This is a genomic window from Stutzerimonas sp. Brlt_14, assembly GCF_051948915.1.
GTDB lineage: Bacteria > Pseudomonadota > Gammaproteobacteria > Pseudomonadales > Pseudomonadaceae > Stutzerimonas > Stutzerimonas stutzeri.
Genome location: NZ_JAYJLM010000001.1, coordinates 773531 through 791342 on the forward strand (window position 1 = coordinate 773531; position 17812 = coordinate 791342).

The 17812-nt window shown below is 65.7% G+C and carries 16 protein-coding genes; 10 read left to right on the plus strand and 6 right to left on the minus strand.

The window, feature by feature from the left end; translation table 11 throughout:
• Positions 1–85: 85 nt before the first annotated feature.
• From VF716_RS03785 to rlmF, 6 genes are all read left to right on the plus strand, one after another.
• The gene (locus VF716_RS03785; protein ID WP_151320812.1) at positions 86–2920 is read left to right on the plus strand and encodes a valine--tRNA ligase; all 2835 of its coding nucleotides are present in this window, start codon (positions 86–88) and stop codon (positions 2918–2920) included.
• 354 nt (positions 2921–3274) lie between these two features.
• Positions 3275–4657 (plus strand): sodium:proton antiporter NhaD, encoded by a 1383-nt coding sequence (nhaD, locus tag VF716_RS03790; protein ID WP_011914155.1) that lies wholly within the window; start codon positions 3275–3277, stop codon positions 4655–4657.
• A gap of 57 nt (positions 4658–4714) precedes the next feature.
• Entirely contained in the window at positions 4715–5011 is a 297-nt protein-coding gene (locus VF716_RS03795; RefSeq protein ID WP_095461000.1) for a winged helix-turn-helix domain-containing protein, read from the plus strand.
• Positions 5012–5016: 5 nt separating this feature from the next.
• Positions 5017–6843: an SLC13 family permease gene (locus tag VF716_RS03800; RefSeq protein WP_095461001.1), complete on the plus strand. Its 1827-nt coding sequence runs from the start codon at positions 5017–5019 to the stop codon at positions 6841–6843.
• A gap of 97 nt (positions 6844–6940) precedes the next feature.
• Positions 6941–8110 carry a YbfB/YjiJ family MFS transporter gene (locus tag VF716_RS03805; protein WP_264885106.1) on the plus strand — a complete coding sequence of 390 codons (1170 nt, stop codon included), beginning with the start codon at positions 6941–6943 and terminating at the stop codon, positions 8108–8110.
• A gap of 57 nt (positions 8111–8167) precedes the next feature.
• Positions 8168–9151 carry a 23S rRNA (adenine(1618)-N(6))-methyltransferase RlmF gene (gene rlmF, locus VF716_RS03810; protein WP_125842809.1) on the plus strand — a complete coding sequence of 328 codons (984 nt, stop codon included), beginning with the start codon at positions 8168–8170 and terminating at the stop codon, positions 9149–9151.
• Positions 9152–9180: 29 nt separating this feature from the next.
• Here rlmF and VF716_RS03815 read toward each other — a convergent pair whose 3' ends face one another.
• The 4 genes from VF716_RS03815 to VF716_RS03830 form a co-directional block, all read right to left on the minus strand.
• The gene (locus VF716_RS03815; protein WP_011914160.1) at positions 9181–9372 is read right to left on the minus strand and encodes a hypothetical protein; all 192 of its coding nucleotides are present in this window, start codon (positions 9370–9372) and stop codon (positions 9181–9183) included.
• A gap of 315 nt (positions 9373–9687) precedes the next feature.
• Positions 9688–9810 (minus strand): hypothetical protein, encoded by a 123-nt coding sequence (locus VF716_RS03820; protein ID WP_013983667.1) that lies wholly within the window; start codon positions 9808–9810, stop codon positions 9688–9690.
• Entirely contained in the window at positions 9810–11021 is a 1212-nt protein-coding gene (locus VF716_RS03825; RefSeq protein ID WP_013983668.1) for an MFS transporter, read from the minus strand. The genes VF716_RS03820 and VF716_RS03825 overlap by 1 nt, the downstream gene beginning before the upstream one ends.
• Positions 11022–11122: 101 nt before the next feature.
• Positions 11123–12016 (minus strand): prenyltransferase, encoded by an 894-nt coding sequence (locus VF716_RS03830; protein WP_125865625.1) that lies wholly within the window; start codon positions 12014–12016, stop codon positions 11123–11125.
• Positions 12017–12176: 160 nt separating this feature from the next.
• Between VF716_RS03830 and yejK the strand changes: the two genes are divergently transcribed.
• From yejK to VF716_RS03845, 3 genes are read left to right on the plus strand one after another with little or no spacing between them, the layout of a single operon-like run.
• Complete coding sequence (gene yejK / locus VF716_RS03835) at positions 12177–13184, plus strand: nucleoid-associated protein YejK (protein ID WP_041755929.1); 1008 nt, start codon at positions 12177–12179, stop codon at positions 13182–13184.
• Positions 13185–13191: 7 nt separating this feature from the next.
• On the plus strand, positions 13192–14010 hold the full coding sequence (locus VF716_RS03840) for a hypothetical protein (protein ID WP_125865624.1): 819 nt from the start codon (positions 13192–13194) through the stop codon (positions 14008–14010).
• Positions 14007–14855, plus strand: coding sequence for a DUF4344 domain-containing metallopeptidase (locus VF716_RS03845; RefSeq protein WP_440551840.1), 849 nt, complete (start codon positions 14007–14009; stop codon positions 14853–14855). The genes VF716_RS03840 and VF716_RS03845 overlap by 4 nt, the downstream gene beginning before the upstream one ends.
• A 3-nt stretch (positions 14856–14858) precedes the next feature.
• Here VF716_RS03845 and VF716_RS03850 read toward each other — a convergent pair whose 3' ends face one another.
• Both VF716_RS03850 and VF716_RS03855 read right to left on the minus strand, forming a co-directional pair.
• Positions 14859–15797, minus strand: a complete 939-nt coding sequence (locus VF716_RS03850) for a glutathione S-transferase family protein (RefSeq protein WP_017246461.1) — start codon at positions 15795–15797, stop codon at positions 14859–14861.
• A gap of 117 nt (positions 15798–15914) precedes the next feature.
• On the minus strand, positions 15915–16190 hold the full coding sequence (locus VF716_RS03855) for a GIY-YIG nuclease family protein (RefSeq protein WP_014597419.1): 276 nt from the start codon (positions 16188–16190) through the stop codon (positions 15915–15917).
• Between the two features lie 146 nt (positions 16191–16336).
• Between VF716_RS03855 and mltF the strand changes: the two genes are divergently transcribed.
• On the plus strand, positions 16337–17797 hold the full coding sequence (gene mltF / locus VF716_RS03860; RefSeq protein ID WP_014597420.1) for a membrane-bound lytic murein transglycosylase MltF: 1461 nt from the start codon (positions 16337–16339) through the stop codon (positions 17795–17797).
• Positions 17798–17812 lie beyond the last annotated feature (15 nt).

Consider the following 17812-nt stretch of genomic DNA (forward strand, 5'->3'; position numbering starts at 1 on the left):
TAATCCGCACGGCCGCGAAATCTCGCGGCCGTTTGCCTTTATACTTGCCCGTTTTTCCGACCAGCCGTTTTAAGGGTCCCGCCGCATGGACAAGACCTACCAGCCGCACGCCATCGAGACTTCCTGGTACCAGACCTGGGAATCGAACAATTACTTCGCCCCACAAGGCTCCGGCGAGCCCTACACCATCATGATTCCGCCGCCGAACGTCACCGGCAGCCTGCACATGGGCCATGGCTTCAACAACGCAATCATGGATGCGCTGATCCGCTGGCGCCGCATGCAAGGCCGCAACACCCTGTGGCAGCCAGGCACCGACCATGCCGGTATCGCCACGCAGATGGTGGTCGAGCGGCAGCTGGCCGCGCAGGGCACCAGCCGTCATGACCTGGGGCGCGAGAAGTTTCTCGAGAAGGTCTGGCAATGGAAGGAAGAATCCGGCGGCAACATCACCCGGCAGATCCGTCGCCTGGGCAGCTCGGTGGACTGGTCGCGGGAGCGCTTCACCATGGACGACGGCCTTTCCGAGGCGGTCAAGGAAGCCTTCGTACGCCTGCATGAAGACGGCCTGATCTATCGCGGCAAGCGTCTGGTCAACTGGGATACCAAGCTGCACACCGCCATTTCCGATCTGGAAGTGGAAAACCACGACGAGAAGGGTCACCTCTGGCACCTGCGTTATCCGCTGGCCGATGGTTGCAAGACCGCCGATGGCCTGGATTACCTGGTGGTCGCCACCACCCGCCCGGAAACCATGCTCGGCGACGCCGCCGTGGCAGTGCATCCCGAGGACGAGCGCTACAAGAACCTGATCGGCCGCCACGTCATGCTGCCGCTGGTCAACCGCCTGATCCCCATCGTGGCCGATGACTACGTCGATCTCGAGTTCGGTACCGGCTGCGTGAAAATCACCCCCGCTCACGACTTCAACGACTACGAAGTCGGCAAGCGCCACCAGCTGCCGCTGATCAACATCTTCGACCAGAACGCCTGCGTGCTGGCCCGCGCCCAGGTGTTCAACATCGACGGCACGGTGAACGACAAGATCGACGGCAGCCTGCCGGACGGCTATGCCCACATGGAACGTTTCGATGCGCGCAAGGCCATCGTCGCCGAGTTCGAGGCCATGAGCCTGCTGGAAAAGATCGACGACCACGCGCTGAAGGTCCCGCGCGGCGATCGCTCGGGCACCATCATCGAGCCCTGGCTGACCGACCAGTGGTACGTTTCCACCAAGCCGCTGGCCGAGAAGGCCATCGCAGCCGTGGAAAGCGGCGAGATCCAGTTCGTGCCCAAGCAGTACGAGAACATGTATTTCAGCTGGATGCGCGACATCCAGGACTGGTGCATCAGCCGCCAGCTCTGGTGGGGCCATCGCATCCCGGCCTGGTACGACGAAGCCGGCAACGTCTATGTTGGCCGCGACGAAGTGGAGGTACGCAGCAAGTACAACCTCTGCAACAACGTCGAGCTGCGTCAGGATGAGGATGTGCTGGACACCTGGTTCAGCTCCGGCCTGTGGACCTTCTCCACCCTCGGCTGGCCGCAGCAGACCGAGTTCCTCAAGACCTTCCACCCCACCGACGTGCTGGTCACCGGCTTCGACATCATCTTCTTCTGGGTCGCCCGGATGATCATGCTGTCCACCCACCTGACCGGGCAGATTCCGTTCAAGACCGTTTACGTGCACGGTCTGGTCCGCGATGGCCAGGGGCAGAAAATGTCCAAGTCCAAGGGCAACGTGCTCGATCCGCTGGACATCGTCGATGGCATCACCCTCGATGAACTGCTGACCAAGCGCACCAGCGGGATGATGCAACCCAAGCTGGCCGAGAAGATCGCCAAGCAGACCCGCGCCGAATTCCCCGAAGGCATCGCCAGCTACGGCACCGACGCCCTGCGCTTCACCTTCTGTTCCCTCGCGTCGACGGGCCGCGATATCAAGTTCGACATGGGCCGTGTCGAGGGTTACCGCAACTTCTGCAACAAGATCTGGAACGCCGCCAACTTCGTCTTCGAAAACACCGAGGGCAAGGACACCGGCGTCAATGGTGAGCCGGTCGAGCTTTCCTCGGTAGATCGCTGGATCATCTCCGCGCTGCAGCGCACCGAAGCCGAAGTGACCCGCCAGCTCGAGGCCTTCCGTTTCGACCTGGCCGCCCAGGCTCTCTACGAGTTCATCTGGGACGAGTACTGCGCCTGGTATCTGGAGCTGGTCAAACCGCTGCTGTGGGACGAGACCGCCAGCGTCGAACGCCAGCGCGGCACCCGGCGCACCCTGGTACGCGTGCTGGAAACCGCACTGCGCCTGGCCCACCCGTTCATGCCGTTCATCACCGAGGAAATCTGGCAGCGCGTCGCGCCGCTGGCCGGCAAGTCCGGGCCGACGCTGATGCTGCAGCCCTGGCCGGAATTCAACCCGGAGCGCATCGATGAAGCCGCCGAAGGCGATATCGAGTGGGTCAAGGCCTTCATGCTCGGCATTCGCCAGATCCGCGGCGAGATGAACATCTCCATGGCCAAGCGTATCGACGTCGTGCTGGGCAACGCCTCGGCCGAGGACCAGCGCCGTCTGGCCGACAACGAGCCGTTGCTGAAGAAACTGGCCAAGCTGGAAAGCGTACGCCTGCTCGGCGACGGCGAAGAAGCGCCGCTCTCGGCGATCGCCCTGGTGGGCGACATGCAGGTGCTGGTGCCGATGGCCGGCCTGATCGACAAGGACGCCGAACTGGCACGCCTGGACAAGGAAATCGCGCGCCTGGATGGCGAGGTCAAGCGCGTCGGCGGCAAGCTGTCCAACGCCGGCTTCGTCGACAAGGCGCCGGCCGAGGTGATCGACAAGGAGCGCGCCAAACTGGCCGAGGCCGAACAGGCCAAGGCCAAGTTGCAGGAACAGCGCGACCGCATCGCCACGCTCTGACGCGAGCCCGGCAAAACAGAAAGGCCAGCCCGAAAGGTGCTGGCCTTTTTGCTTATGGCGGTCATCTTGATTGATGACAAGTTATTACCGGCATCGCTGATACACTATGTCGCACATGAAACACCCCTTTACATACTGGCAGGCCGTTATAGCCAAAACGAACCGCTCGACGATGTGAAATGAGCACCCGCTGCGAAGCGCCGCTGCACGGCGCCGAACGCGCACCGTTCCCCTGGGCAGACCACCGCCTCGACTTGTTTCACCTTCGACAGCCAATCGTGCCCCTGCCAGCCGCCGAGGCTGCGTCGCCACGTCCGCATGCCCGGCAAGGTTCCTCAAGATGGAGTCCCTCCGATGTATGCACTCATGGCTGTCGTGTTCGTCATAGGCTATCTATGCATAGCCTTCGAGCATCCCCTGAAGATCGACAAGGCCGCTGCGGCGATTCTCACCGCGGTGCTCACCTGGACCATTCTGGTACTGGGTGCCGACCATATCCTCCCGCTGCTGCAACACGGCAGCCACGATCCGGCGGATTCGTCGGCCGTGGTGGTCGAGGCGCTGCGCCACCACCTCGGTGAAGTGTCGGAGATCCTGTTCTTCCTGCTCGGGGCGATGACCATCGTCGAGCTGATCGACTCCCACGAGGGCTTCAAGGCCATCACCGACCGCATCCAGACCCGCAAGCGCGTGCACCTGCTGTGGATCGTCGGCTTCCTCACCTTCTTCCTCTCCGCGGCACTGGACAACCTGACCACCACCATCGTCATGGTCTCGCTGCTGCGCAAGCTGATCCGCGGTCGCCCGGAGCGCTGGCTTTTCGTCGGCGTCGTGGTGATCGCCGCAAACTCTGGCGGTGCCTGGTCGCCCATCGGTGACGTGACCACCACCATGCTCTGGATCGGCAACCAGATCACCGCCTCGGGCGTGATCGTCAACCTGTTCCTGCCGAGCCTGGTCTGCCTGCTGGTGCCGCTGATCATCCTCAGCTTCACCCTGCGCGGCGAAGCTCCACGGCCGCGGCCGCGTGCCCACCTGGCCGAGAAGCACCCGCCGACCACCACCGTTTTCGAGCGCAACCTGGTGCTGGGTCTCGGCCTCGCCGCCCTGCTGTTCGTGCCGATCTTCAAGACCGTGACCCACCTGCCGCCGTACATGGGCATTCTCTTCGGCCTCGGCGTGCTCTGGGTGACCACCGAATTCATTCACCGCAACAAGAATGCCGAGGACAAGCACCCGCTCTCGGTGGTCGGCGTGCTGCGCAAGGTCGACACCCCCAGCGTGCTGTTCTTCCTCGGCATCCTGCTGGCGGTTTCCAGCCTGGCCACCGCGGGCCATCTGACCCAGGTTGCCACCGCGCTGCGCGAGTCGCTGGGCCATATCTATGCGATCAACTACGCCATCGGCCTGCTCTCGGCCGTGGTCGATAACGTGCCGCTGGTGGCCGGTGCGATGAAGATGTACCCGCTGGTGAGCGAGAAGATGTTGGCGGCTACCGCTGCAGAAGAACTCGGCTGGATGTCGCAGTTCGTCGTCGACGGCAACTTCTGGGAAATGCTGGCCTACTGCGCCGGCACCGGCGGCAGCACGCTGATCATCGGCTCGGCCGCAGGTGTCGCCGCGATGGGCATGGAGAAGATCAGCTTCACCTGGTACATCAAGCGCGTCAGCCTGCTGGCCTTCCTCGGTTACACTGCGGGCGCCGCGACCTACATCGGCATGCTCGCCCTGCGCTGAACGTAGCGAGCCCGGCCAGGTCGCTGTCCCCACAGACGACCTGGCCAGGGACCTTCCATGACCGTCAGCAAGACCAAAACCAGCTTCTACCGCCGACTCTACGTCGCCTGGCTGATCGACAGCGGCACCGCCTGCAGCGTCCCGGCGTTGATGGAAGCCACCGGTATGCCGCGCCGTACCGCCCAGGACACCCTGGCCGCCCTCGCCGACCTGGATATCGACTGCGTCTTCGTCCAGGACGACGGCGAACGGCATAACGCCGGGCGCTACCTGATCCGCGACTGGGGCGCCATAGACAGGAGCTGGATCGAACGCCAGCTGCCGCAGATCAAAGCCATCCTCGATTACCCCTGATTGCCATGAACGGCGATCTGCTTCTGGTCCTCGCCCTGCTGGCCGGCTGCGTCGGCCTGTTCGTGCTGAACAGGCCGCGCATGGACGTGGTCGCGCTGCTGGCCATGGTCGCCCTGCCCCTGACCGGCGTGCTCAGCGTGCAGGAGGCATTGGCCGGCTTCAGCGATCCGAGCGTGGTGCTGATCGCCGCACTGTTCGTCATCGGCGACGGCCTGGTACGCACCGGCGTCGCCTACCGCCTGGGCGACTGGCTGATGCGCGCCGCGGGCAGCAGCGAAACGCGCCTGCTGGTGCTGCTGATGCTGGCGGTCGCCGGGCTCGGCTCGGTGATGAGTTCCACCGGTGTGGTGGCCATCTTCATTCCCGTGGTGCTGGGTATCGCCAACCGCATGAAGGTCTCGCCGCGGCGCCTGCTGATGCCGCTGGCCTTTGCCGGCCTCATCAGCGGCATGCTGACCCTGGTGGCGACGCCGCCGAACCTGGTGATCAACAGCGAACTGCGCCGCGCCGGGCTCGAGGGTTTCGCCTTCTTCGACTTCACGCCCATCGGCCTGGCGATCCTGCTGCTCGGGATTGGCTACATGCTGCTGGCACGTCGCTGGCTCGGCTCCGACAAGCACGGCCCGGCCGTGGAACCGCGACACACCCTGGCCGATCTCGCGCGAGATTACCGGCTCGACGAGCGCGAGCGACGCCTGCGCGTGCTGCCCGGCTCGATCCTGGCCAATCAGGCACTGGACGCCCTGCGGCTGCGCAGCGAGTACGGCATCAACGTGATCGCGGTAGAGCGCCACGAACGCTTGCGCAACCTGCTGCTGATCGCCACCGGCAATACCGAACTGTTCGTCGGCGATGTCTTGCTGGTGGACCTGGCCAGCCCGGCCATCGGCCTGCTCGGTGCCTACCGCGAACTCGGTCTCGAGCCGCTGCAGCTGAGCACCTCCTACTATGCCGACCACGCCCGCGAGCTGGGCCTGGCGGAAGTGGCGCTGCCACCGGATTCGCGCCTGCCGGGCAAGACCATCCAGCAGCTGGGTTTTCGCAGCCGGCACAAGCTCAACGTCGTCGGGCTGCGGCGCAATCGAGAGGCGCTGCAGGGTCTGCTGGTGGACGAGAAGCTAAAGCCGGCCGACACCCTGCTGGTTGCCGGCAGCTGGAAGCACATCCACCGCCTGCAGGGTCTGAGCCGCGACTTCCTGGTGCTAAGCCTGCCGGCGGAGGTGGACGACGTGGCGCCCGCGGCCAACCAGGCGCCATTCGCCCTGCTCGGCCTGGCGCTGATGGTCGCACTGATGGTCAGCGGCCTGGTGCCCAACGTGCTGGCGGCGCTGATCGGCTGTCTGGTCATGGGCCTGTTCCGCTGCATCGACATGGACAGCGCCTACAAGGCGATCCACTGGCAGAGCCTGGTGCTGATCGTCGGCATGCTGCCGTTCGCCCTCGCGCTGCAGAAGACCGGCGGCATTGCCCTCGCCACCTCGGGACTGGTCGGCCTGCTCGGCGATGCCGGGCCGCACGCGCTGCTCGCCTGCCTGTTCCTGCTCACCGCACTGATCGGCCTGTTCATCTCCAACACCGCCACCGCCGTGCTGATGGCGCCGGTGGCGCTGGCCACCGCCGAACAGCTGGGTGCCTCGCCGTACCCGTTCGCCATGATCGTCGCGCTCGCCGCCTCGGCCGCCTTCATGACGCCGATCTCCTCGCCGGTGAACACCCTGGTGCTCGGCCCGGGGCAGTACCGTTTCGGCGACTTCGTGCGCATCGGCGTGCCCTTCACCGTGCTGGTGATGATCGTCGCGGTGCTGCTGGTACCGCTGGTGTTTCCGCTCTGAGACGGCATCACGCAGGGCGCCGTGACGCTCAATGTGGCATGGCGGGCAAGCGGCACAGCCGTTAAGCTCGAGGCCTCATTCGAAAAAGAACAACTCCATGCCTCAACGCGTCGCGCTGTTTCCGGTCCTGCTGGCCGGTGCCATTCTTTTGCTGGTCGTCCACGGCCTTGGCCGCTTCGTATACACCCCGCTGCTGCCCTGGCTGGTGGAAGACGGCCTGCTGACCGTGCAGGAAGGCGCCAGCATCGCCAGCTGGAACTACCTCGGTTACCTGATCGGCGCACTGCTCGCGGTGCGCTGGCACCGCGTCGCGCAGATCCGCCGCAGCCTGCCCTGGGCACTGGCGCTGCACGTGCTCAGCAGCCTGCTGCAGACCCAGGCCGAATCCGCCGATGCCCTCGCCGCGCTGCGCCTGGCCAACGGCATCAGCAATGGCCTGGTGTTCGTCCAGGCGCCCTCGCTGATCCTCGAGTGGCTGGCACGACAGCAACGCGTGTCGGCCAGCGGGCTGGTCTACCTCGGGGTTTGCGTCGGCCTGATCCTGTCCAGCCTGCTGGTCAGCCTGAGCGACGGTTACCTGCTGGGCGCCGATCGCTGGTGGCCGGCGGCGCTGCTGTCGATGCCGCTGGCCTGGTGGGGCTGGCGCCAGCTGTCGCGGCTGGACCTGCCAACCGAGCAGGCCCCCGCCCCGTCCGCGACGACACCGAGTGGCAAGCTGCTCGACCGCGCCAGCACGCCACTGTTTCTCTCCTACGCCGGCGCCGGAATGGGCTACATCCTGCCGATGACCTTTCTGCCCATGGTGGCGCGCCTGCAAGTGGAGCCCGGCGACTTTCTCATCGGCGGCAGCTGGCTGGTGGTGGCGCTGGCAACCCTGCCCTCGCCCTGGCTGTGGAACCGTCTGGGTGTGCGCCTGGGCGACGACATCGCCCTGCGCCTGAGCTATCTGACCCAGCTGCTCGGCGTGCTGGCCGCTCTGCTGTTGCCGGGGGCCGTCGGCATCCTGCTGTGTGCGGTGCTGGTCGGCGGCACCTTCCTCGGCACCGTGCTGCTGACCCAGCGCCTGGCCCGCGCGCTGCAGCCGCATCAGGGCCCACGTCTGTCAGCCGCACTGATCGCGCTGTACGGCCTGACCCAGCTCGCCGCGCCCTGGCTGACCAGCATCTGGATGGGCATGGGCGGCAGCCTGCACAGCGCCTTCTGGCTTGGCGCCGGCGCGCTGCTCTGGGGGCTACTGTGGATGCTGATGGTGCCGCGCCGGCACTAGCCAGCCGAGGCGGTTGTGGGACAATGCGCGCCCAGCCGCCAACCTCCAGTCGATCCGATGCCACGCAAAACCTCGTCCCAGCCGCGCCCTGCCGAGCCGAAGGCCGTGCTGCATCCACGCAACCGCCACAGCGGCCGCTACGACTTTCCCAAGCTGATCGCCGCCTGCCCGGAGCTGGGCGAGTACGTCATCCTCAATCCCTACGGCAAGCAGAGCATCGACTTCGCCAATCCAGATGCGGTAAGGGTGTTCAACCGCGCACTGCTGCGGCAGTTCTACGGCATCCAGCACTGGGACATTCCTGCCGGCTACCTCTGCCCGCCGGTGCCAGGACGGGCGGATTACCTGCACGGCCTGGCCGACCTGCTGGCCGCCGATAATGCCGGCGTCATCCCGCGTGGCGCCGCGGTCCGGGTGCTCGATATCGGCACCGGCGCCAACTGCATCTACCCGCTGATCGGCCATCGCGAATATGGCTGGCGCTTCACTGGCAGCGACATCGACGCCACGGCGCTGGCCTCGGCGCGCACCATCGTCGCGGCCAACGGACTAGACAAGGCCATCGAGTTGCGCCGGCAGGACACCTCGACGCAGCTCTTCAAGGGCATCCTGGCGGCGGACGAGCGCTTCGAGTTGACCCTGTGCAATCCGCCATTCCACGCCTCGCAGGCCGAGGCTGCCAGCGGCAGTCAGCGCAAGTGGCGCAATCTTGGCAAGCTGGACCCGAGCCGCAAGCTGCCGAAGCTGAACTTCGGCGGCCAGGCGGCAGAGCTCTGGTGCGAGGGTGGCGAGGCGGCATTCGTCGCGCGCATGGCGGACGAGAGCGTGGCGTACGCCAAGCAGGTCTACCGGTTCAGCACGCTGGTATCGAAGGGTGGCAACGTGGCACCGCTGATGGCGCGCTTGCAACGCCTGGGTGCGCTGCAGGTTCAGGCGCTGGATATGGCCCAGGGGCAGAAGAAAAGTCGCTTCGTCACCTGGACTTTTCTCGATGCAGCCGAGCAGGCTGCCTGGCGCACCGAGCGCTGGCCCCGGTCCTGACCGCGGCGACGCTCAACGCCGTAGATGCATCAAACGGCAATGTCCCAGACCTGGCGGTCTTTGAGCGCCAGCGTACGGATGTAGCGCGGCTCGCCGTTGATCTCTTCCAGTTCGGTCATCCCGGCCAGCTCGCCCACCACGCGGTATCGCTTGCCGACGCGCTTGTCCTTCAGCGGATAGAGCTTGGCGATTTGCTGGGCGAGTTCGGTGAGAGTGGACATCGGTTATTGCTCCATTGACTGCGTGCGGCAGGTATTTACCAACTGTTGATGACGGTTATGCGACAGCCGTGCCTGAAATCAGGGGACCCGGACAGTCACGTGTTAGTGGGCGTGCACGCACAAATGCCGATAGCTTGCTGCTAAGAACCGGCGATTTGTTCTTAACTTCTTCTACGCCGCTTCGTCTTTGAGCAGTGAACGGCCAATTGATTCCCTGCTTGCCGTACCGTTTGGCGGCCGTTGCGGTCGCCAGACTGCGGGAGCGGAAGAAGAAAACGGATCGAACGAAGGAAACCGGCGGCACGGCCGCCAGGCTCAGCAGGTGCCCAGGCCCAGCTGCAGCAGCGCCAGGCCACCACGCTGCCAGCCCCACCAGGCGAGCAGCGCCAGCGCGCCCAGTAGCAGGGCACCCGCCGCGCCGAGCCACAGCCGACGCATCAGTTGGCCTGCGCCGCGCGCAACCTATCCACCGGCTGCTCGCGAATCGGCCAGTTGAGCACCGCGGCGATCAGGCTGAGGGCGATCGCGATCTGCCAGACCAGGTCATAGCTGCCGGTACGGTCGTACAGCCAACCGCCCAGCCAACCGCCGAAGAACGAGCCCAGCTGATGGAACAGGAAGGCGATGCCACCGAGCATGGACAGGTTGCGCACGCCGAACATGGTAGCCACCGTGCCGTTGGTGAGCGGCACCGTGGACAGCCAGAGCAGCCCCATGACGATGCCGAACGCATAGGCGCTCCACACGCTCAGCGGCATCAGCAGGAAGATGCTGATCACCACCCCGCGGATCAGGTACAGCCCGGCAAGCAGCTTCGGCTTGGAGTAGCAGCTGCCGAGCCAGCCGGCGGTGTAGGTGCCTACCACGTTGAACAGCCCGACCAGCGCCAGCACGGTGGTGCCGACCTGCGCCGGCAGGTGCTGGTCGACCAGATAGGCCGGCAGGTGCAAACCGATGAACACCACCTGAAACCCGCAGACGAAGAAACCCAGCGCCAGCAGGCGGAACCCCGAATGACCCACCGCTTCGCGCAACGCCTCACCCAGCGACTGCTGCGTTCCGGCCGCCGCCGGCGCCTGAGCGGGGCTGCGCATCATGCCGGCGAGCGGCACGATCAAGGCGACCAGCAAGGCCAGCGCCAGCAATGCCGAGGACCAGCCCAGCCATTCGATCAGCCCCAGGCTACCCGGCAGCATGATGAACTGGCCGAAGGAGCCGGCCGCACTGGCGATACCCATCGCCATGCTGCGCTTCTCTGGCGGCACCGCGCGGCCGACAGCGCCGAGAATCACGGAAAACGAGGTACCCGACAGGCCCAGGCCGATCAGCAGTCCGGCGCTGAGGGTCAGCGTCGCTGGCGAATCGGACACCGCCATCAGCGCCAGCCCCACCGCATAGAGAATGCCGCCGATGAGCACGGCACGTGCGACGCCGAAGCGATCGGCCAGCGCACCGGTCACCGGCTGCACCAGCCCCCAGATCAGGTTCTGCACGGCAATGGCGAAGGCGAACACTTCCCGCCCCCAGCCGAACTCAGCACTCATCGGCGGCAGGAACAGGCCGAAGCCGTGCCGCACCCCGAGGGAAATGGCGAGGATCAGCGAACCACCGGCGAGTATCCAGGCAGCATTGCGCCATGCAGCAGTCATAGAAACGTACCCTGTTGAGAGGGCAGCCAGTCTACTCGCGGCGGCTACCCTTCCGGCAAGCCCGATTTGCCTCGGGCCGCCGCATGCCGCCTGGTTTGGCGTTAGAGGATCGTCAGTCCCAGCGCCATCAGCAGCGGTGTCGCGACGCTGATGGCCGCGTTCAGCCCCAGGGCAGGCAACAGTCGCTGCGGCCGGCGCCACAGCAGCCAGGTCGCGCGCAAAGCCAGCGGCAGACAGAGCAGCCCCAGACCGGCGCCGGAAATCTCGGCCTGATAGAGCGCCAGCAGCAACGCGCCGTAGGCCAGCAGCCATTGGCCGATGACCACCCACAGCGCTCCGTCGCAGCCAAGCCGCATCGGCAGGGTACGCCGGCCCACCGCCCGATCCGCCTCGACGTCCGGAAACTGGGCGAGCAGCAGCAGGTTGTTGCACAACAGCAGCGGCGTCAGGGTCAGCCACAGATCGCCTGCGCTCGGCGGGCCGGCCAGGGCGATGCGCGTCCCCAGGACCATCAGGGCGAAGCCCAGCCCAGGGGCGAACAGACAGAGCCAGGGGTGCCGTGTCAGCCAGGGCGTGTAGCCAACCACCAGCAGGAGGCCGACCACTCCGAGCGGCGCCAGGCTGCTCAGCAGCTGTGGCTTGCGCAAGAGGAAGAACAGCCCGATCAGCACGCAGAACAGCAGACAGCCGAGCCCGAGCAGCAGTGTGCGACGCAGCAGGTGCGGCAGGACCACGAGCGTGCCGCTGCCGCCGCTGAACGCGGTGCGACGGGTTTGCAGATCCAGCCCGCTGCGGTAGTCGCCCCACTCGTTGAGCGCGTTGACCGCCACATGCGCCGCTAGGGCGCCGAGCAGCACCAGCACGGCTTCGCCGATCACCAGCTCCCCGCCGGACGCACTTGCCGCCAGGGCGATGCCGAGCGCCACGCAGCTCAGCGTCAGAAGGAGGAAACGCCCACGCGCGACGCCCAACCAGGCCCGGAATTCACTGTTCACATGCCATACCCCGCAAAGCTCGATGCAGTCAGCAGGCTAGCGCTGCATGCGATCCCCGACATTGATCCGTGTCCGCTACCCTGAGCAGAACCGACAAGCGCTCATGCCCGTGCTCTCGGGTAAACTGCCGCTCCTGTTGCATTCAGCCCGCGAGTTCGCCATGCCCATCCGTCACTGCATCGTCCACCTGATCGAGAAAAAACCGGACGGCACACCTGCCGTTCTCCACGCCCGCGATTCGGAGCTGGGCGAATCGCAGGCCATGGAGAACCTGCTGGCGGACCTCAACGAAAGCTACAACGCCAAGCAGGGCAAGGCCTGGGGCTTCTTCCACGGCGAATCCGGCGCCTATCCGTTCAGCGGCTGGCTGGCGCAATACATGGAAGGCATTCAGGACTTCACCGCCTTCAGCCGCCAGGCCGTGGAACACCTGCAGAAGCTGATGGAAGAGTCCAATCTGTCCACCGGTGGTCACGTGCTGTTCGCCCACTACCAGCAGGGCATGACCGACTACCTGGCCATCGCCCTGCTGCATCACAGCGAAGGCGTGGCGGTGACCGAGTCGCTGGATGTGGCGCCAGCCAAGCATCTGGATCTGGGCCAGCTGCATCTGGCAGCACGCATCAACATTTCCGAGTGGCAGAACAACAAGCAGTCGAAGCAGTACATCTCCTTCATCAAGGGCAAGAACGGCAAGAAGGTCTCCGAGTACTTCCGCGATTTCATCGGCTGCCAGGAGGGCGTCGATGCCCCCGGCGAGACGCGCACCCTGCTCAAGGCGTTCAGCGACTACGTGGAGAGCGAGGACCTGCCGGAGGAGCAGGCCCGCGAAAAGACCTCGGCATTGGTGGACTACGCCAGCACCCAGGCCAAGCTCGGCGAGCCGATCACCCTCGAGGAACTGTCCGGGGTGATCGACGAGGACCGGCCGCGGGCCTTCTACGAGCACATCCGTAACAAGGATTACGGCCTGTCGCCGGAGATCCCGCCGGACAAGCGCACCCTCAACCAGTTCCGCCGCTTCACCGGCCGCGCCGAGGGGTTGTCGATCAGCTTCGAATCGCACCTGCTGGGCTCGAAGATCGAATACGACGAGGACCGCGACATGCTGATCATTCGCCAGCTGCCCACCCAGCTCAAGGATCAGCTCAAGCGCCGCAAGGACTGAACCCACCATGCGCCTGCCGGACAGCCTGCTCGATGACTGCCTGTGCGACCCCAGCGCCCCGCTGGGGCATGATCCGGCGCGGGACTACGGGCTGGGCAAGCCGCAGGCACAGACACAGCTGGCCGGGCTGAAGGAGTGGCTGCGCGAGCAGCAGAGCATGCTCATGGCCAATCGTCAGGACGCCCTGCTGCTCGTCCTGCAGGGCCCCGACTGCGCAGGCAAGAACGGCGTGGTGCGCCGCGTGCTCGCCGGCCTCGACCCGCTCGGGATGTCGGCCATCGGTTTCCAGGCACCGACTCCGGACGAGCGCCGCGAGGGTTTTCTCCAGCGTTACCGCGAGCGCCTGCCGCCCCCTGGCACGCTGGGCGTGTTCAACCGCAGCTACTACGAGGCGCTGGTCAGCGATGTGCGTGACGGCCTATGCGCGGTGGCGGACCTGCCGCAACGCTACGGAGCGATCGCCGAATTCGAACAGCGGATGCACGCGCAACGGATTCACCCCCTCAAGTGCTACCTGCAGCTCTCGCTCGGCGAGCAGAAGCGGCGGCTGCATCGCCGTCTGGATCATCCGGAAAAACGCTGGAAACTGACCCTGGGCGATCTGCGCGACCATCGCCACTTCGCCGATCACCAGGCGCAATGGGCCGAGGTGCTGGGGCGCACCCACCGCGACGCGGCGTCCTGGTATGTGATTCCTGCCGATCATCGCTGGCTGCGCGACCTCATCGTCGCCAGCCTGCTGGCCCGTGACTTCGAACGCCTGGCGTTGAGCTGGCCGAGCCGCCCGGCGCCGTTCAGCCATGCCGACCTGGACGGCACACCATGAGCCGTTTCGCCTGGCTGCTATGGCTGCTGCCGATGCTGGCCCCGGCGCAGGACGGCGGCACCGCGCCCGAGCTGTCGGTGGAAGCGGTGCGCTTCACCGTGGCCAACGCCGAGTTCACGCTGATGCACGAGATGGGGCACCTGCTGATCAGCGAACTGCAGCTGCCTGTGCTTGGCCGCGAGGAGGACGCCGCCGACCAGCTCGGTTTCATGGGCCTTTTCCTGTTGCAGCAGGAACAGCACCGCGACGATTTCTACGCCAAGCTGATGGACGTCGCCGATTACTGCCGTATGGAATGGCAGAACGCGGAACGCGACGGCTCCCCGGTACCGGTCTGGGACAGCCATGCGCTGGACGCCCAGCGCTTCTACAACATCGCCTGCCTGGCCTACGGCAGCGACCCGGATCGGCTCGACTGGGTGCTGGAAGTCAGCGGCCTGCCGGTGGAACGAGCGCTGTACTGCCCCGACGAATACGAGCAGGTCGCCCATGCCGTGCAGTGGTTTCGCGAGCACTTCGGGCGCAGCGCCGCGCAACCGCTGCGACACCGCATCAAGGTGGTCTACGACACCCCTCCCGCGCACCTTGCAGGCGGTACCGAGCTACTGGAGAAGATCCGAGCCAGCAGTGAGCTGGAAGCGGTGGCGGCCAAGGCCAGCGAAGCCTTCGCCCTGCCGCGGGACCTGACCCTGCGCATGTCCACCTGTGGCGCCCCGGACGCCTGGTTCAACCGCATCAGCGGCGAACTCACGCTGTGCTACGAGCGCATCGCCTATTTCCGCGATCTGGCCGCCGAGCTGCCCAGCGTGCACCAGGCGGCCCCGGCGGCCCCGGCGGCGCAGTAGGGCTCAGCGCGCCTCGATGCGATAGCCGCTGCGTGGGAAGTGCACATGCACGACGCCGGCGCGATCGTCGCTGCGGCGCAGGATCAGCTCTTCCGCTCCGGCGAACACCAGCTCGCCCTCGACCGGATCGGCCCCATAATCCACCGCGGCGATCGTCACCGGCTGGCCTTCCTGGAAACCGTTGGGATCGGCGAACGCCTCCTCGGGCAGCGCAGCCGGTTCGGCCTCGCGGGCCACGCGCACGGCATCCTCGCCAGACATCTCGCTGCTCGAGCCATGGCCGACGCCCAGCACCTTGCCGAGCCATGCACGGATCTCCGGATAGTCGTCCACCAGCGGTGCGGTGACCGGCGTCGCACGCAGGAACCAGAGGCAGTGCGCGACGGCGAAATCCGCCAGCGAAGGCGCAGCGCCCAACAGGAACTCGCCCTCCTCGCGCGCCAGTTGCTGCTGCAGGCGCGACATGAACACCGGCCAGTCGCTCTTGGCCTGCTCCAGCGGCACCCGGCTCACCGAGCCGTTGGCGAACAGCTGCGCGCGGTCCTTGCTGAACACCTGGACGAACTCCTTGGGCACCTGGGCGAAACGCAGCGCCATGGATTCGGGCTGGAAGACCAGGCTCACGGCATTCAGAAACAGTACCGAGTCGGCCCATTGAGCGAGCGTCGCCGCGGTGAATTCCTGACCTTCGGGGAACAGCGCCGGAGTGGCCTTCTCCGCTTCCAGCCGACGAGCGATCAGCGCCGTGTCGCAGTAGATATCGGCGCCGACCTGCAACACCGGCGTACGCCGGTAGCCCCCGGTCAGCGCGGTGAGATCCGGCTTGGGCATGACCGGCGGGATCATCACCGAACGCCAGGACAACTGCTTGAATCCGAGCATCAGGCGCGCCTTCTCGGCGAAGGGCGAGGTGGGATAGTGGTGCAGGATCAGCTCGTGCATGACAGGCTCCGCCAGAGGAAGTGTCGAGATGCCCCGTTAAGCGGAGCATCGTCGTGGAAAGATGCATCAGCTTAGACGCTCCGCTCGGGCGAGCCTACCGGCTGATTAGGGCGTCATTCACGCCACGGGCCCGGCCTGGCTTACCAGGCGTTCCTTTGCACGCTTGTCCAATCGCTTGATGGCGATTTCCCTGCGCAGCGCGTCGCCCTTGCTGGCACAGGCCTCGACGTAGACCAGCGCCTGCGCCGGGCTGGAATGGAAGAAACGCGCCCCGCGCCCGCGCTGGTGCTCGGCGAAACGTCGCTGGGCATCGTCGCTGATCCCGCAGTACAGCGCGCCATTGGCGGCACGCACCAGGTAGACGAACCAGGGTTTGGGCAGGACCTCGGTCATGTTTGGCAACGATCTCGGCGACGACAACGGCAGGGCCGGCATTATGCCCAACTGCCGCGCTGCGGTCGTCCACCCAGGCCCGCCTAGCAGAGAGGCCGAACGCTGTCCAGATATGGTGGCGGTTCGCCTTTGCGTATACTGCGCCGATGTTTGCCCATACCCTGTTCCGCAAGCGCTGCGCCATCTGGCTGTTGGCGATCGGAATCTTCCTGATGCTCGGCAGCTGCGCCGAAAAGCCCAGCGAGCTCGAGCGCATTAAGGAGGAAGGCGTACTGCGCGTGATTACCCGCAACAGCCCTTCCACCTATTTCCAGGATCGCAATGGCGAAGCCGGCTTCGAGTACGAGCTGGTCAAGCGTTTCGCCAGCACCCTGGGCGTCGAACTGCAGATCGAAACCGCCGACAACATCGACGACATCTTCAGCCGTCTCAACCGTCCCGGCGGCCCGGCACTGGCCGCTGCGGGACTGGTCGCCAGCGAAGGCCGCCAGGAACTGGCGCGCTTCACCCGTTCCTACCTCGACGTCACCACCCAGGTCGTCTACCACAGCGGCCAGCGCCGACCGACCAGCCCGAAGGATCTGATCGGCAAACGCATCCTGGTGCTCAAGGGCAGCAGCCAGGCGGAGAAGCTGGCCTCGCTGCAGGTGGAATTCCCCGAGCTGCGCTACGACGAATCCGATGCGGTGGAAGTCGTCGACCTGCTGCGCATGGTCGATGAAGGCCAGATCGACCTGACCCTGGTGGAATCCAACGAGATGTCCATGAACCAGGTGTATTTCAGCAACATCCGCGCCGGCTTCGACGTCGGCGAACAGAACAGCCTGGCCTGGGTGGTCGCCAAAGGCGAGGATGACAGCCTGCTCAAGGCGGCCGATGCCTTCCTCGAGCAGGCCCAGCAGAACGGTACCTTGCAGCGCCTGCGCGAGCGCTACTACGGCCATGTCGACGTGCTCGGCTACGTCGGTGCCTATGCCTTCGCCAAGCACCTGCAGCAGCGTCTGCCACGTTATGAAAAGGCCTTCCGTGAAACCGCCAAGGAACATGGCATCGACTGGCGCCTGCTGGCTGCGATCGGCTACCAGGAGTCCCACTGGCAGCCGGAAGCCACCTCCAAGACCGGCGTGCGCGGACTGATGATGCTGACCCTGCGCACCGCCAATGCCATGGGCGTGACCAATCGCCTCGATCCGGTACAGAGCATTCAGGGTGGCGGCAAGTACCTCGTTCAGGTGCATGCCAGCCTGCCCGAGAGTATCGAGGAGCCGGACCGCACCTGGTTCGCCCTGGCCGCCTACAACGTCGGCGGCGGCCATCTGGAAGATGCACGCAAGCTGGCCGAGGCCGAAGGGCTGGACCCCAACAAATGGCTGGACGTGAAGCAGATGCTGCCGCGCCTGTCGCAGAAGCAGTGGTACAGCAAGACCCGCTACGGCTATGCCCGCGGCGGTGAGCCGGTGCACTTCGTGGCCAACATCCGCCGCTACTACGACATCCTCACCTGGGTGACCCAGCCGCAGATGGAGGGTCAGCAGCTGGCCAAGAGCGAGCTGCACATCCCGGGCATCAACTCCACCGACCTCATGGAAGAGCTGCCGCCGCTCTGACCCCTACGGCGCCAC

Bases quoted from the DNA above. Each gene is read 5' to 3' on its own strand.
- VF716_RS03795 (WP_095461000.1), top strand. From the start codon at position 4,715: ATGACCGTCAGCAAGACCAAAACCAGCTTCTACCGCCGACTCTACGTC.
- VF716_RS03800 (WP_095461001.1), top strand. From the start codon at position 5,017: ATGAACGGCGATCTGCTTCTGGTCCTCGCCCTGCTGGCCGGCTGCGTC.
- VF716_RS03840 (WP_125865624.1), top strand. From the start codon at position 13,192: ATGCGCCTGCCGGACAGCCTGCTCGATGACTGCCTGTGCGACCCCAGC.
- VF716_RS03855 (WP_014597419.1), bottom strand. From the start codon at position 16,190: ATGACCGAGGTCCTGCCCAAACCCTGGTTCGTCTACCTGGTGCGTGCC.
- VF716_RS03785 (WP_151320812.1), top strand. From the start codon at position 86: ATGGACAAGACCTACCAGCCGCACGCCATCGAGACTTCCTGGTACCAG.
- yejK (WP_041755929.1), top strand. From the start codon at position 12,177: ATGCCCATCCGTCACTGCATCGTCCACCTGATCGAGAAAAAACCGGAC.
- nhaD (WP_011914155.1), top strand. From the start codon at position 3,275: ATGTATGCACTCATGGCTGTCGTGTTCGTCATAGGCTATCTATGCATA.
- rlmF (WP_125842809.1), top strand. From the start codon at position 8,168: ATGCCACGCAAAACCTCGTCCCAGCCGCGCCCTGCCGAGCCGAAGGCC.
- VF716_RS03805 (WP_264885106.1), top strand. From the start codon at position 6,941: ATGCCTCAACGCGTCGCGCTGTTTCCGGTCCTGCTGGCCGGTGCCATT.
- VF716_RS03850 (WP_017246461.1), bottom strand. From the start codon at position 15,797: ATGCACGAGCTGATCCTGCACCACTATCCCACCTCGCCCTTCGCCGAG.
- VF716_RS03820 (WP_013983667.1), bottom strand. From the start codon at position 9,810: ATGCGTCGGCTGTGGCTCGGCGCGGCGGGTGCCCTGCTACTGGGCGCG.
- VF716_RS03825 (WP_013983668.1), bottom strand. From the start codon at position 11,021: ATGACTGCTGCATGGCGCAATGCTGCCTGGATACTCGCCGGTGGTTCG.
- VF716_RS03815 (WP_011914160.1), bottom strand. From the start codon at position 9,372: ATGTCCACTCTCACCGAACTCGCCCAGCAAATCGCCAAGCTCTATCCG.
- VF716_RS03845 (WP_440551840.1), top strand. From the start codon at position 14,007: ATGAGCCGTTTCGCCTGGCTGCTATGGCTGCTGCCGATGCTGGCCCCG.
- mltF (WP_014597420.1), top strand. From the start codon at position 16,337: ATGTTTGCCCATACCCTGTTCCGCAAGCGCTGCGCCATCTGGCTGTTG.